General features: G+C 71.0%; 9 protein-coding genes and 1 pseudogene. 8 read left to right on the top strand and 2 right to left on the bottom strand.

Going from position 1 to position 15266, the window contains the following annotated elements; genetic code table 11:
- Positions 1–148 precede the first annotated feature (148 nt).
- Complete coding sequence (locus tag ACWEFL_RS11450) at positions 149–508, bottom strand: DUF192 domain-containing protein (protein ID WP_451710488.1); 360 nt, start codon at positions 506–508, stop codon at positions 149–151.
- Positions 509–595: 87 nt separating this feature from the next.
- On the opposite strand from ACWEFL_RS11450, the gene ACWEFL_RS11445 reads away from it, so the two are divergent.
- Together ACWEFL_RS11445 and ACWEFL_RS11440 are read left to right on the top strand one after the other, a co-directional pair.
- Positions 596–1594: a prepilin peptidase gene (locus tag ACWEFL_RS11445; RefSeq protein ID WP_451710486.1), complete on the top strand. Its 999-nt coding sequence runs from the start codon at positions 596–598 to the stop codon at positions 1592–1594.
- Between the two features lie 268 nt (positions 1595–1862).
- On the top strand, positions 1863–3452 hold the full coding sequence (locus tag ACWEFL_RS11440) for a DUF2079 domain-containing protein (RefSeq protein WP_451710484.1): 1590 nt from the start codon (positions 1863–1865) through the stop codon (positions 3450–3452).
- A 503-nt stretch (positions 3453–3955) separates the two neighbouring features.
- Here ACWEFL_RS11440 and mgrA read toward each other — a convergent pair.
- Positions 3956–4957, bottom strand: a pseudogene (mgrA, locus tag ACWEFL_RS11435) (L-glyceraldehyde 3-phosphate reductase); the annotation flags it as partial.
- A 372-nt stretch (positions 4958–5329) separates the two neighbouring features.
- On the opposite strand from mgrA, the gene ACWEFL_RS11430 reads away from it, so the two are divergent.
- From ACWEFL_RS11430 to ACWEFL_RS11405, 6 genes are all read left to right on the top strand, one after another.
- Positions 5330–6094: an isoprenyl transferase gene (locus tag ACWEFL_RS11430; RefSeq protein ID WP_451710482.1), complete on the top strand. Its 765-nt coding sequence runs from the start codon at positions 5330–5332 to the stop codon at positions 6092–6094.
- A gap of 499 nt (positions 6095–6593) precedes the next feature.
- Positions 6594–7892 (top strand): PhoH family protein, encoded by a 1299-nt coding sequence (locus tag ACWEFL_RS11425; protein ID WP_451710827.1) that lies wholly within the window; start codon positions 6594–6596, stop codon positions 7890–7892.
- A gap of 432 nt (positions 7893–8324) precedes the next feature.
- On the top strand, positions 8325–9032 hold the full coding sequence (locus ACWEFL_RS11420; protein WP_451710480.1) for an aggregation-promoting factor C-terminal-like domain-containing protein: 708 nt from the start codon (positions 8325–8327) through the stop codon (positions 9030–9032).
- 152 nt (positions 9033–9184) lie between these two features.
- Complete coding sequence (locus ACWEFL_RS11415) at positions 9185–10792, top strand: AI-2E family transporter (protein WP_451710479.1); 1608 nt, start codon at positions 9185–9187, stop codon at positions 10790–10792.
- Complete coding sequence (locus ACWEFL_RS11410; protein WP_451710477.1) at positions 10792–11643, top strand: hypothetical protein; 852 nt, start codon at positions 10792–10794, stop codon at positions 11641–11643. The genes ACWEFL_RS11415 and ACWEFL_RS11410 overlap by 1 nt, the downstream gene beginning before the upstream one ends.
- Positions 11644–11885: 242 nt before the next feature.
- Entirely contained in the window at positions 11886–15260 is a 3375-nt protein-coding gene (locus tag ACWEFL_RS11405) for an outer membrane protein assembly factor BamB family protein (protein ID WP_451710475.1), read from the top strand.
- Positions 15261–15266: the final 6 nt, after the last annotated feature.

The raw sequence follows: 15266 nt of genomic DNA, 5'->3' as shown, positions 1-15266 counted from the left end.
CGGCCGGTCCCGGGTACTCGCGGCCGGTCCCGGGTACTCCCCGGCCGGTCCCGGGTACTTCCCGGACGGAGCCGCGGGGAGGCGGTGCCGGTGTACGGAGCAGGGCCGCGCCCGAGCCTCCAACCCGCCGACGCTCCGTAAGCCCGAGTCACCCGATCGTCAGCCGCACACCGCTCCGCACACCCCACCCCGCCATCGCCCCGGCCTCCGCCTCCAGCACATGGTGTGCCCGCAAGCGTGGCCGGCCGAGTCGGCCCGGTCTCAGGACGTGGACGTCGAGGACCCGCAACTCGCGGTCGAGATAGGCGACGTCGATGGGGAAGCGCATCCGGAAACTGTGAACGCTGTTGCACGGAGTGAGGAGTATCGCGCCCTCGATGCCGTCCCGGCCCAACAGTCCGCGCCGCCGCCTCCCGTACGTCGCCGCGATCTCCACCGGCACCGGCGGCCCCTGTCCGTCGACCAGCAAAGTGCCCGTGCCGTCCCGCCATTGACGCCGTCGCCCCATGGCGCAGACCGTAGCGCCCCGACGCGACCGGCGGAGTGGGTCCCAGGGCCCATGACCCGGCGGGTGGTGGCCCCTACCCTCACTGCCGTGTACGCCACGCTGATCGCCGTCGCCGCCCTCTGGGGCGCCGCCGCGGGGCTCCTCGTTCCCCGCGCCGCGTACCGGCTCTCCGTCGAGCCGGAGGAAGCCTGGCGTGACGCCTGCCCGGCCGGACACCCCTTCACCCGGTCCGCGCGTGGCTGGCTCGGTGGCGTACGGTGCCCGCGCTGCGCTACGAAGACCGCCACGCAGAGCACCACGACGCCCACCACCCGGACGACCACGACGCCCGCCACGAAGACGGCCGCGGAACCGGCGACGGGAACCCCCGACGCGACCGCCGAGACTGCGACCCCGGAGACCGAGACCGCGACCGTCGAGCCCCGCGCCGGAACCCCGGACCTCGGAGCCGCCCCACCCCTCCCGGCGATGAACCGCCCCGCCGCCGACACGCCCGCAGCCGACGCCCCGGCCGCCGACGCCCCCGCCGCCAACGCCCCCACGGTCACCATCCCCCTGGTCACCGCCCTCGCCTGCGCCGCCCTCGCCGCCGCGAGCGGCCCGCGCCCCGAACTGGCGGTGTGGCTGGCGCTCGCACCCGTCGCCGTACTGCTCGCCCTCGTCGACCTGCGGGTCCACCGCCTGCCCGACCAGCTCACGCTCACGCTCGCGGCCGCCTCGGCCGTGCTGCTGGGAGCGGTGTCCCCGCTGCCCGGAACGGCGGGTTCCTGGCCAACCGCCCTCCTGGGCGGTCTCGCCCTGGGGGGCGCGTACCTCGTACTGTTCCTGATCCATCCGAACGGCCTCGGCTTCGGCGATGTCAAACTCGCCCTCTCCCTCGGCGTGGTCCTCGGTTGGTACGGCTGGACCGTCCTCCTCGCGGGCGCGTTCGCCGGATTTCTGCTCGGATCGCTGTACGGGGCCTGGCTGATGGCCATCGGCCGCGCCGGGCGCAAGACCGCGATCCCGTTCGGACCTTTTATGATCATCGGTGCGCTGGTGGGCCTGCTGCTCGGCGCGTCGGCCGCGTTCCCCGCGGACGCGTGACAGCGGGGCTCCGCGAACACCGCACACCCGTGCACACCCCCGCACGCACCCTCGCACCCCTGCACACCCCCGCACCGCGAACTCTGCGCCCCACACCCCCGAGCGCACACGCGCCCTGCGAACACGCCCCGCGAACCAGCACCCCCGCGCACGCGCCCCCGCCGCGAACGCCCGAGCCGAACCCCTGGTTTCCGGGGCCGCCCGAGCCCCTGTGACACGCGCTCTCCTGAGAGAACAGCACGGTCGGCCCCGTCTAGCATCCGGATGTATGCGGACATTTTCTGACAACCCGGTGGTGCGGCGCGGTGTGCTGCGCGTTCTCATTCCCCCACCCGCAGCCGTACCCGCACGCGCGCCCTCGCCGGAGCCCGGATCACGCCCCGCTGCCCGATTCCCCGCGGCCCTGCTCCCCTGGAGCTGGGCCGCGGCGCTCTTCGTGCTGTACGCCACCGTCTCCGTACGCCGTCATCTCCTCATGCGCACGACCGGCTACGACCTCGGCATCTTCGAGCAGGCCGTACGCGCCTACTCCCAACTGCGCGCCCCGGTCGTCCCCTTGCGCGGCGAGGACTTCAACCTCCTCGGTGACCACTTCCACCCCGCGATCGCCGTGCTCGCGCCCCTCTACCGGATCTGGCCCTCCCCGCTCGCGCTCCTCGTCGCGCAGTCCGCGCTGATCGCCCTGGGCGTCGTCCCCCTCGCCGGCTGGGCCCTGCGGACCCTCGGCCGCCGCCCGGCGCACATCGTCGCCGCCGGATACGGGTTGAGCTGGGGCATCTCGTCGGCCGTCGCGTTCGACTTCCACGAGGTCGCCCTCGCCGTACCCCTGATCTCGTTCGCCGTCGTCGCGCTCGGACAGCGGCGCTGGGGCGCGGCCGTGGCCTGGGCCGCGCCTCTGGTTCTGATCAAGGAGGACCTGGGCCTCACCGTCGCCGCGTTCGGCTGCTACATCGCCTGGAAGGGGACCCGGCGGCTCGGGCTGATCACCGCCGTGGCCGGACTGGCGGCGTCGGCGATCGAGATCAAGTTGCTGCTGCCCGCGTTCCACCCGGCGGGCGGATACGCGCACGGCGAGAACCTCGGCGAGGGCGCCCACACCTCCCTGCTCACCACCCTCGCCTTCGCCCCGCTCGACGCGCTGCGACCGGACATCAAGGCCATGACCCTGATCCTCGTCTTCGCCCCGTCCGCGCTGCTCGCCCTGCGCTCGCCGATCGCGCTGCTCGCCCTGCCCACCCTGACCTGGCGGATGCTCTCCCAGAACGGATTCCACTGGGGCACGTCCTTCCACTACAGCGCCGTCCTGATGCCCATCGTCTTCGCCGGGCTCGTCGACGCGCTGCGCCGCTGGCGCGCCACGGACCATCCGCTCGCCTCCCGCCATGTGCGGGCCTCGCTCGCGACCGTGCTCGCCGTGACCGTCGTCATGCTGCCGTCGTTCCCGCTCGCGCAACTCGCGCAGCGCGCCACCTGGCGGACCACGGCCCATGTCGAGGCCGCCCGCGGACTGCTGGCGCGGATCCCCGACGGGGCTACCGTCGCCGCCTCCAACGCACTCGTGCCCCAGCTCACTTCGCGCTGTGAGGTCGTCCTCTTCCCGACCTTCCCCGTCGACGCCCGGCTGTACGAGTACGACGCGACCAGACTGCCGCGCCCCACCGCCGAGTGGATCATCCACGACAGCAGGCCGCCGGTGGCATGGCCGTACCGCGCGGGCCACTGGCCCTATCCGCCCGAGCAGCAGGCCGCGGAACTCGACGCCGCGCAGCGGACGTACGGCTACCGGCGCGTCGCCGAACGCGACGGCATCACCCTGCTCCGGCTCGGGAAGCCCCTCGGGCACGCGGACCGACCGTGAGCTTCCGCGGGTCGCATCGGCCCGCCCCGAGGACGCCGGTCAGCCCGTCCCACACCCCCGAGGACGCCGACGATGCCCGCCCTGCCCTTTTGAGAGACGCCCGCCCCGCCCGCTCCCGGCTCCTGCCGGTCCAGCCGCCGCCCGGCATCGCGGCCCCCGCCCGACATCGCCCCGCCCGACACGCTGTCAACGCGGCGCCCTGGCGGGGTTCCCTCTTGAGGGTTACGGCCCCGATCGGCGCTCCGGCCCGGATTCCTTGGCTCCGCTGGCCGGGATTCCCGTGGAATCGGGGCCCGCGCCCCCTTGTGCGCCCCGCCGTCTGCCGCATCGGGCGCGGCGATCCGGGGCGCTTCCCCACCTCGTGGCCCCTATCACCTGCGGCGAAGGGTTATGGTGGAAACCCCCCCTCGGGCCGGTCCGTATCCCCCCCCACGGACCGGCCCGGTTCTTCTTCCGGCCCGGGATCCCGCCCGATTTCCAGCCCGCCTGCGGGGCGCGCCGCCTCAGTCGCGCCGGGCCCAGATGTTCGCGCCCTCCGTGTCCACGGCGAACGCGTCGATCTCCGTCAACTCCTGCACCGTGAGCGGCGAACCGGTCAGCGCCGCCACGTTCTCCTCCAGCTGGGCCACGCTCGACGCGCCGATCAGCGCCGAGGTCATCCGCGGATCCCGCAGCACCCAGCAGAGGGCCAGCTGCGCCAGCGACTGACCACGCCGGGCGGCGATGTCGTTGAGCCCGTGCAGCCGCCGTACGACCTCGTCCGACAGCAGATCCGGGTCGAGCGACTTGCCCTGGGTGGCCCGCGAGCCCTCCGGAATGCCCTTGAGGTACTTGCCGGTGAGCAGCCCCTGCGCCAGCGGCACGAAGGAGATGCAGCCCATGCCCGCCGTCTCCAGCGTGTCGAGAAGCCCGTCGTCCTCGATCCAGCGGTTGATCATCGAGTACGAGGGCTGGTGGATGAGCGCGGGCACCCCCATCTCCTTGAGCAGCCGCGCCGCCTCGGCGGTCTGCTCCGCGTTGTACGACGACACACCGGCGTACAGCGCTTTGCCCTGCCGCACGGCCGAGGCGAGCGCGCCCATCGTCTCCTCCAGCGGAGTGTCCGGGTCGAAGCGGTGGGAGTAGAAGATGTCGACGTACTCCAGTCCCATCCGTCGCAGGGAGGCGTCGAGCGACGAGAGCAGGTACTTCCGCGATCCCCACTCGCCGTAGGGGCCGGGATGCATGAGATAGCCCGCTTTGGTTGAGATAATCAGTTCATCCCGGTACGGCGCGAAGTCCTGCGCGAAGATCTTGCCGAAGTTCAGCTCGGCCGAACCGGGGGGCGGTCCGTAGTTGTTCGCCAGATCGAAGTGGGTGACCCCCAAATCGAAGGCACGGCGCAGGATCGCCCGTTGTGAATCAAGGGTGCGGTCGTCGCCGAAGTTGTGCCAGAGGCCGAGGGAGACGGCGGGGAGTCTCAGTCCGGAGCGACCGCTGCGGCGGTACTCCATCGACTCGTAGCGGTCCGGGTCGGGAAAACCCGAAGAACCCGAAGAACCCGAAGAACCCGAAGAACCCGAAGAACCCGAAGAACCCGAAGAAATCGAAGAACTCGAAGAAGCGGCAGTGCCTGCGGCAGAGGAATCGGTCACGCTTCCCTCCTTATCACGGACTTGTGACAGACCGGGTTGGGTCGCCGTGCCCGGTCCGCAGTACTGTGGCGGCTTCAGGGGATTGCCGCACGGCCCGGACGATGTGCCCCGCACGGGGCGGGGACCGGGGCCGGTGCCGCGTCACCCGCTCGGCTCCGGGGTGGACCCCGGATCCCCGAGCCCCGCGTCCGATGAGCCCCGGACCGGGGCGGGTGAGCCCCTTAGAACCGAGAGGTGGACTCTGTGAACTTGCGTGACCTGGTGTACAGGCTCTACGCACGCCGGGTGGAAGGCCGACTCGACCACTCCCAGGTGCCCAAGCACATCGGGGTCATCCTCGACGGGAACCGGCGCTGGGCGAAGGCGGCGGGCGGCACGACCGAACAGGGTCACAAGGCCGGCGCCAGCAAGATCCAGGAACTGCTCGGCTGGTGCGCCGAGACCGATGTCGAGGTCGTCACCCTCTGGATGCTCTCCACCGACAACCTGGACCGCCCCGAGCGGGAACTGGGCCCGCTCCTCGGCATCATCGAGCAGGCGGTGCGCGACCTCGCCGCCGACGGCCGCTGGCGCGTCCACCACGTCGGCACGCTCGATCTGCTGCCCGCCCGCACGCAGTCCGTACTGAAGGAGGCCGAGCAGGCGACCGTCGGCGTCCGCGGCGGCATACTCGTGAACGTCGCCGTGGGCTACGGCGGCCGACAGGAGATCGCCGACGCCGTCCGCTCCCTCCTGCTGGAGCACGCGGAGAAGGGGACCAGCTTCGAGGAGCTGGCCGAGATCGTCGATGTCGAACATATCTCCGAACACCTCTATACGCGCGGCCAGCCCGATCCCGACCTCGTCATCCGCACCAGCGGCGAGCAGCGGCTGTCCGGGTTCATGCTCTGGCAGAGCGCTCACTCGGAGTACTACTTCTGCGAAGTCTTCTGGCCCGCGTTCCGCAAAGTCGACTTCCTCCGCGCGCTGCGCGACTACGCGGCCCGCCACCGCCGCTACGGCGGCTGACCGGCACCCCGCCGAAGCGGCCGGAACCCCGGAGAATCAAGGCCCCGCGCCCTTCGCGCCCTGGCCCACGGGCCCGCAGCCGAAGATCGTCCAAGGGCTCCCGGTACGCCCGACCACACGACATCACCCGCTGTTCATCCATCCGTCGTCCTCTGCCATGGCATGGTCACGGGTCTTCGAGGGAATATCCCTTCCAGGTCGACGTCCGATCCACGAACGTCGTATCTCAGTGGGCGGCCATGACCGCCCACCCGGGAGGCCCTTTGCACACGAAGGAACGCACCTGCCGTGCGGACCTCGGGGAGGGCCGGTGCTCGGCCCGCGCACTGCGGTCTGAAGCCCGGCTCATCTCCCGCCCCAGGCGGGGAGATCACGCCCGCTCCGGGCGGGTGAGCCCTCCCGCCGTGGGCGGGCGACTCCGACCCGCGACGGCATCGCACCGTCGGCCTCTTCCGAGGGGGTACGTCCTTCCGTGGTGAACAGCAGCATCAAGCGCCGGATGACCGACAGGCGCACATACGTTCTCGACACCAGCGTCCTGCTGGCCGACCCGAACGCCCCGACCCGCTTCGACGAGCACGAGGTCGTGCTCCCGATAGTGGTCATCACGGAGCTGGAGGCCAAGAGGCACCATCCGGAACTGGGGTACTTCGCCCGCCAGGCCCTGCGCCTGCTGGACGACTACCGCGTCCGGCACGGCCGCCTCGACGCACCCCTGCCCCTGGGCGATCTGGGCGGCACACTCAGGGTCGAGCTCAACCACTCGGATCCGGGAGTCCTCCCGGCCGGCTTCCGGTTGGGAGACAACGACTCACGGATCCTGGCGGTGGCGAGAAACCTCCAGGCCGAGGGGTACGACGTCACGGTCGTCTCCAAGGACCTGCCCCTGCGCATCAAGGCGTCCTCCGTCGGGCTGCTGGCCGAGGAGTACCGCGCGGAACTGGCCGTCACCGACTCCGGCTGGACCGGGATGTCCGAGCTGGCACTCGCCGCCGAACAGGTGGACCTCCTCTACAGCGAGGAGTCGCTGTACGTCCCCGAGGCGGCCGAGCTGCCGGTCCACACCGGACTCGTCCTCCAGTCCGAGCGCGGCAAGGCCCTCGGCCGGGTCACGGCCGAGGGCAACGTCCGGCTGGTGCGCGGCGACCGCGAGGCGTTCGGCATCCACGGCCGCAGCGCCGAGCAGCGCATCGCCCTCGATCTGCTGCTGGACCAGGAGATCGGGATCCTCTCCCTCGGCGGCCGGGCCGGCACCGGGAAGTCGGCGCTCGCGCTCTGCGCCGGACTGGAAGCCGTGCTGGAGCGCCGGCAGCACCAGAAGGTGATGGTCTTCCGCCCGCTGTACGCGGTCGGCGGCCAGGAACTGGGCTATCTGCCCGGCACCGAGGCCGAGAAGATGAGCCCCTGGGCCCAGGCGGTCTTCGACACGCTCTCGGCGGTCGCGGGCCGTGAGGTCATCGAGGAGGTTCTCGGGCGCGGCATGCTCGAAGTCCTGCCGCTCACCCATATCCGGGGCCGCTCGCTCCACGACGCGTTCGTCATCGTCGACGAGGCCCAGTCCCTGGAGCGCAATGTCCTGCTGACGGTGCTGTCCCGGATCGGGGCCAACTCACGCGTCGTCCTGACCCACGATGTGGCGCAGCGGGACAACCTCCGCGTCGGCCGGTACGACGGAGTCGTCGCCGTCGTCGAGAAACTGAAGGGGCATCCGCTCTTCGCCCATGTCACGCTCACCCGCTCCGAGCGTTCGCAGATCGCCGCGCTCGTGACCGAAATGCTGGAGGACGGCCAGAACTGACACGGCCTGAACCGATCGGTACGACCTGAACCGATCACGGCCCTTTGTGCCGGAATTTCTTGGCGCCGCCCCGGCGAAGCGGATGAGCATAGCGGGGCGGCGTCCTGCTGCGCCCCTGATTCCGGCAAACACTCGGAGTGAAAAACGTGTGAGCTTTCACACCCAGTGATTAATTGCCTTGCGGTGGGCCGCTCCGGCAGAGTCTTGGTTCCGTCAGGCCCCGCACACGACACACACGCACCACCAAGGGTGCAACGCACCACATAATTCCAAACCTGCCGTCGTGTTGCCGCCCGCGAGTTGTACGGCCGCTTCCGCGAGGGAGTCGGCCACGGGCCCGTGCCTCCTGTGACCCAAGCAGTGGGAGGCCAGCGCCAGGGGCACGATTCGCCCGCGGGGTCACCTGTGCGGGTGATGCTGGAAGGAAACCGTGTGAGCCGGATCTCGGTCCGGGGATTCGCCGTGGCGTCTGCCACCGCGGTCACCACCGTCGGAGCAGTCGTGGGCGTCGCCTCGGGCAACGCCCAGCCCTCGGGCGACAATCTCGAGTCGGCCGCCTCCGACGCGACCCTCCTCGCGGACATACCCGTGGGCCAGCAGGCGCAGGTCCAGGCCCTGTCCGTGGCTCAGCAGGCCGACGCACAGGCCGCGGCGGCCGAGGCGACGGCCAAGAAGTCGGTCGAGGAATCGGCCCGCATCCAGGCCGCGAAGTCCGCCCAGCAGAAGAAGGCGGCCGCCGAGGCGAAGGTGAAGGCGGAGAAGGAGCGCGAGGCGAAGGAGCGCGCCAGCCGCGCCGCCTCCGCCTCCGGACGCGACGCCTCCAGCTTCCCGGCCAAGGCGTCGTACAGCATCGCCGAGGTCAAGGCCATGGCCAGGCAGATGATCCCGGACGCGGGTCAGTTCCAGTGCTTCAGCAACATCGTGGAGCGGGAGTCCGGCTGGCGTTACACCGCGCAGAACCCCTCCTCCGGTGCCTACGGTCTGGTCCAGGCGCTGCCGGCCTCGAAGCTGGCGTCGGCGGGTGCCGACTGGCGGACCAATCCGGCGACGCAGATCAAGTGGGGCCTGAACTACATGAACAACCGCTACGAGAGCCCCTGTGGCGCGTGGTCGTTCTGGCAGGCCAACCGCTGGTACTGATGCCGTGACCGGTTGCGCTCCGCGCCGCTCAACTTCATGGAGCCCCTCACCGTCCATACGGTGAGGGGCTCCGTCATGTTGTTGTACCGTCATCGGTTCGGGAGTCCCGGAGACTTGGGGGCCGGTGATTCACGGGCGAAAGAGGAAGTGTCATGTCAAGACTGCCGCAGTGGCTCGCCGGGCTGGGCGCGGGACTCACCCGGATAGCCGAGCGGCTCGACGAGCGTCGCGCGGAAGCCGCAGACGATGACATGGGCACCGGGGGCGGCAAGGGGGACGGAGGCGCCGACGGCACCCCCACGAGCACCGGCGACACGAGCGGCGACACGAGCGGTGACACGAACGGCGACACGAGCGGCGGCACCGACGGCACGAAAGGCGGGCCCGGTGGCCGGGACTCCGTCGAGGCCGCCCCCGACGCGGCCTCGACCCCTGCCTCAGCACCGGCACCGGCCTCAACCCCTGTCCCAGCTGCAACTTCAGCCCCGGAGTCGGCCTCAACCCCTGCCCCGGCCTCAACACCAGCCTCAACCTCGGCCCCGGCTGCCACGGCGAAGGTCCCGCCGCCTCCCTCGTACGCCCCGGCCGCCCGGCCCGCGCCGGAGCCCGTCTCCGCGATCCCCTGGGGCATGCGGGTCGCCGCCGAAGCAGGGTGGCGGCTGCTCGTACTGGCGGGCACGCTCTGGGTCTTGATGCGGGTCATCAGCGAAGTGCGACTGGTGGCCCTCGCCTTCACCGCCGCACTGCTGATCACCGCGCTGCTCCAGCCCACCGTGGCCCGCCTCCGGCGTCTCGGCATGCCGCGCGGCCTCGCCACCGCGGTCACGGCGTTCGCGGGATTCGCCCTGATGGGCCTCGTCGGCTGGTTCGTCGTCTGGCAGGTCATGGAGAACCTCGACAATCTCTCCGCCCGGGTCACGGACGGCATCGACGAGCTGAAGATCTGGCTGCTGGACAGCCCGTTCCACGTCACCGAGAGCCAGATCAACGACATCGCCGAGAACCTCAGCCGGACCATCGGCACGAACACCGAGGAGATCACCTCCGCCGGCCTCCAGGGCGTGACCGTGATGGTGGAGATCCTCACCGGAATACTGCTCGCCATGTTCTCCACGCTCTTCCTGCTGTACGACGGGAAGCGCATCTGGCACTGGCTCCTCAAACTCGTCCCCGCGCAGGCGCGGGACCAGGTCGCCGGCGCGGGTCCGCGAGCCTGGCGCACCCTGACCGCCTATGTGCGCGGCACGGTGATAGTGGCCCTGATCGACGCGATCTTCATCGGCCTCGGCATCTACTTCCTCGATGTCCCGATGGCCGTGCCGCTCGCCGTCTTCATCTTCCTGTTCGCCTTCATCCCGCTGGTCGGCGCGGTCATCTCGGGCGCGCTGGCGGTCGTCGTCGCCCTGGTCACCCACGGCGTGTTCACCGCGCTGATGGTGCTGGTCGTGGTGCTCGCGGTGCAGCAGATCGAAGGCCATGTCCTCCAGCCCTTCATCCTCGGGCGCGCGGTCCGCGTCCACCCGCTCGCCGTCGTCCTCGCGGTCGCGGTGGGCGGTCTGACCGCGGGCATCGGCGGGGCGGTGGTGGCGGTTCCGCTGGTGGCGGTGACCAATACGGTGGTCGGCTATCTGCGGGCGTACGGTAAGGAGCGCGCCCTGCGCGACACGCCCGCGCCGCACGGCGCGACGGCGATCGGGTCGTCCCCGGCGGTGTCGCCGGTTCCCGTCGGCACACCCGACCCGGCCATGGAGGAGGGGTAGTGATATCCGAACCCGAACTGATCGACGACGGCGACGACCGGTCGAGCCGGGGCGGGTTCGAGCCGTTCCGGGCGTCCGGCGGAGCAGGTACGTCCGCCGTGGGCGGAGCGCCCCGGACGCACGGGGTGTTCCGGCCGAAGGACCCCGGACGGCGCGCGTCCGAGGAGCCCGGCTCCTCGGAGCCCGAGCCTCTCTTTCCCGACCACGACGAGCCGCCGCCGCGTGAACGCCCGCCGCTCAGGGCATGGCTGTGGGGCCTGAGCGGAGCGGTGGCCGCTTCGGCGCTCTGGGCGGGAGGACTGTACGCGTACGACGTCTACGGCGACCACGACCCCGACGTCGGGAAGTACCGGACGAGCCGCAGCCTCTGTGTGGACGCGGACTTGAAGGCCCTGAGCGCCGTCCACGGCATGCCGGAGTCGCGGTCGCCGACCGGACGCGCGGACGAGGCCCTCGACAAGGCGAACTGCCGACTCAGCTTCGCGGGGACCCCGGACACGCCGAGGAACATGGGCGTCGGCGCCGAGATCGACTACGAACTGCACCGGAAGACGGACCCCGGCCCGCAGTTCGACGCCTCGGTCGCCGCACAGCACGCGGCCATGGGCGCGGACACGGACGAGACGTCCTCGCTGACGCGGATCGAAGGTCTCGGCGAGCGGGCGTATGTGGCCGTGCACGGGGGCTACCCGGTCCTCCATGTGCTGGACGGGCAGGCCGTGCTGAGCCTCTCCGTCAACGCGTACCTGGTGGGCGAGGGCGGCCGTGAGACCATGGCCCCCGATCTGAGCACCAGCAGACCCCTGCTCATCGAGGACATGAGGGCGCTGATGAAGGAGCTCCAGAGCTGAGTAGGCGCACGGCCGCGAGGCCGCCGGGAGCCGTGCGGAACACTCGGGCGGGGCCGCTTGGTTGAAGGACGCGGCCGCCGGGACCGGTACGGAGACATACGTACGCGGTGACGCGGGGGAGAACGGCGCGAACGGTCCCCGAGTGACATCCAAGCGTCCGGATTGAATACTTCCGGTCCAGCCGGTGAAGTTCGATTCGATCTTGGCCGGAATCCTGTGACGCGTGGCTAGCGTCCGGTCGTATGAAACGGATAAGTACGGCGGCCGGACTCTGTCTCGGCCTGCTGCTCCTCATGCTGGGCATCGGCGCCCAGCCTGCGGCGGCGCATGTCACGCGCGAACACGCCGAACTGATCGTCGCCACCGGCGACCAGGTCACCAGTGGCCGCCTCGTCGTCCACCAGGACGTCGTGTCCCCGGCCCAGGCCGGAGCCTGGGCCGCCGGACTGCTCTCCGCGAGCTGCCCCGCCACCGGCTCGGGCGTCCCCGGCGACAACGGCGGCATACCCGGCGGTGTCGTCGTCGAGCTGGCCTGGAGCTGCGCGATCGACTCCCTCGACCTGTCCGCCCTCCTCGCCGAGGGCGAACTGACGCAGGTCGTCACCGAGTTCGACGGCACCACCGTCGACGCCACGGCCGCCACCCCGGTCGTCGACGTCCGCGGTGTGCACGCCCTGCCCACCTTCCCCTGGCTGACGGTCGTCCTCGTCGCCGTGGGCGGCGTCGTCCTGATGCTCGCCGCCTGGCGGCTGCCCGCCCTCGTCCGGGGCATGCGCACCGGCAGCCCCTCCGCGCGCCGCTTCAAGCTCGCGACCGCCGGCGCCGTCGCCGTCGCCTCCCTCGCGCCCCAGGCGGCCTTCGCCGCCGAGACCGCCGCGGAGCCCGCCACCGTCAAGGTCACGGGCACCGTCTTCAAGGACTCCAACGGCAACGGCAAGCGCGACAAGGGCGAACGCCCCCTGCCCGGCGTCGACGTGACCGACGGAGCCGTCTGGGCCACCAGCCGCTCCGACGGCTCGTACTCCCTGGACATCGACCCCAAGCGGCGTGAGACCGACCTCGTCCACATCGTCTCCCCGGACGGGTACACCCCCGCCCTGCGCAAGGACTACATCCCCACCTTCTTCCAGAAGGTCCCCGAGAACGGCGCGACGGGCGTCGACTTCGCCCTCGTCCCCGACCGCAACGCCAAGAACCCCACCGAGAAGTGGGTCATGAACTCCGACCCCGAGGTCGGAAACCGCAACGACGACGAGGCCCGCCGGGTCCTCCCGCAGTGGACCGGACAGGTCCAGGCCATGTCCGAGGTCGACGGCGCGACCATGCAGATCGCGACCGGCGACCTCACCGTCACCGACTACGCGGAGGAACCGCGCCGCCAGGCCGGGTACGACCTCTTCAGCAAGGGCCTGGAGGACGGGAAGCTCGGCCACCCCTTCTACCCCGTCATCGGCAACCACGACTTCGGCGGCACCGCCGTCTCCAAGGGCTACGCCGGAAGCATGGAGTACTACCGGCGCAACCTCGGCCCCGAGTGGTACAGCTTCGACCGCAACGGTCGTCACATCGTCGTCCTGGAGGACAACTACGACTCCAGCGGCCTCAAGCCGCAGCTGGAGTGGCTCAAGCGCGACCTGGCCCGCAACGCCGTCGGCAAACAGGTCTTCGTCTTCGCCCACCGCTCCCTGTTCACCCAGTGGGGCCCCGGCGCGGGCATGCAGCCCACGGTCGACGAACTCGCCAAGTACGACGTCCGGATGGTGGCCGCCGGCCACAACCAGCAGGCCGAGTTCCGTCGGGGCGCGTTCAAGCGCTCCGTCGAGATCAACAACCAGGGCACCTACGGCATCGACGGAGCCCGCCCCGACTACAAGGTCCTCGACTTCACCGGCATCACCGACGACCCCAAGACCCGTAAGAACGAGGACACCGGTCATGTGACCGGCATCCACCGGCAGTTCGAGATCGACGACGACTCCGCGCTCGTCAGCCCCTCCACGGGCAGCGTCCACGGCACCAAGGCGAGGATCCCCGTGGAGATCTACGCCGAGGACGACGGCCGTACGCCCGAGAAGGCGACCGTCACCGTCAGGGACTGGCGCGACAAGGTCGTCAAGACCCAGAAGCTCCGCTTCGGCAGGAACGCCGCCGACACCGGCCGCGAGAACTGCTACACCGCACCCGGCGGCCAGGCCGAGCCCTGCCCCGAGGTGCGCGGCGCGTGGACCCGCGCCGGCGGCGAACTGAAGGGCCTGCGCCCCGGCACGTACACCGCCGAGGTGCGCGTCTTCGACACCCGCGGCAAGGAGTTCCCGCGCCGCGAGAGCGACTTCAGGGTCGTCCCCGACAAGGACCTCGGCAAGGTGCGCACCGGGCAGGACTGGCTGCGCCAGGGCGGCGACGAGGCCGGCCGCTCCGCGTCCGCCGACGATCCGGGGGCCGAGCTGGACCTGGAGTGGACCCGGCACACCGGTGAGCAGTTCAACCTGAACGGCTCCGTCGTCGACGACGGCAGGCTCATCGTCGCCTCCCGCGCCTTCGACTCCCCGTACAGCATGATGCTCGCCTACGACATCAAGAGCGGCCGCGAGCTGTGGCGCACCTACCTCGACGGCGACGCCGAATCCGTGCCCACCGTGAACGCCGGCAAGGTCTATCTGACGACCGGCGTCGGCCGGGTGTACGCGCTCGACGTCAAGACCGGCGCGGTCGCCTGGGAGTCCATCGACCGGGAGACGAAGGCCGGCGACACCGTACGCCGCTACGGCCGCGCGGGCGGACCGGTCAGCGTCTTCGACCTGGCCGGCTCCGAGAAGCGCCCGGTCGCCGTCTACCAGGACTGGAACACGATCCGCTGCCGTGACGCCCGTACGGGAGCACTCCTGCCCGGCGGCTTCGGCGCGGCGGCCTCCTGGGGCCAGACCCACAGCACGGCCATCCGCGAGCCCGGCTCCAACACCGCCTATCTGCACTCCTCGTCGAGCAACACCGTCCTCGCCATGGACCTCGCCACCTGCAAGCAGCTCTGGGTGAAGGACACGGCCGGCGACATCGACAGCCACTCCTCGCCCGTGCTCACCGACCCGGCCTCGGGCCCGGCGCAGCTCGTCACCCACACCACGTGGGGCACGCGCGGCCACGACCCCAAGACCGGCGCGGTCACCTGGGAGTCCAAGGTCGGCGGCGGCAGCGTCTGCGAGCCGGGGCGCGCCCCGCTCACCAGCCCGGCCGTCTGGGGCTCGGTCGCCTATGTCGCCGGCCGTGACGGCGTCGTGCGCGCGTACGACACCGCCGCGTCCGACCCGTCGAAGCCGGTGTGGCAGACCAAGGCGGGCTATCTGCCCGGTGAGAGCCCGCTGGACGACAAGTGGCGCAAGGCCATGGGCTGCACGGTCGGCGACGGCTCGCCCACCATGCATCCGCTGGTCACCAAGACCCATGTCTATGTGGGCACCTGGGACGGACGGCTCCTCGTCCTGAACCGCGCCACCGGCACGCAGGTCGCCTCGTACGACCTCGGCGCGGGCGTCGCCTCGGCGCTCTCCCTCAGCGGCGACCGTGTCTTCGCCCTCACGGACGACGGCACGGTCCACTCGCTGGCCGCCCGCCGGTACTGAGAAGGG

It is taken from the genome of Streptomyces sp. NPDC004838 (assembly GCF_053600955.1).
Note: the sequence above shows the minus strand (reverse complement) of the source record. Positions and strands in the feature narration are given on the sequence as shown.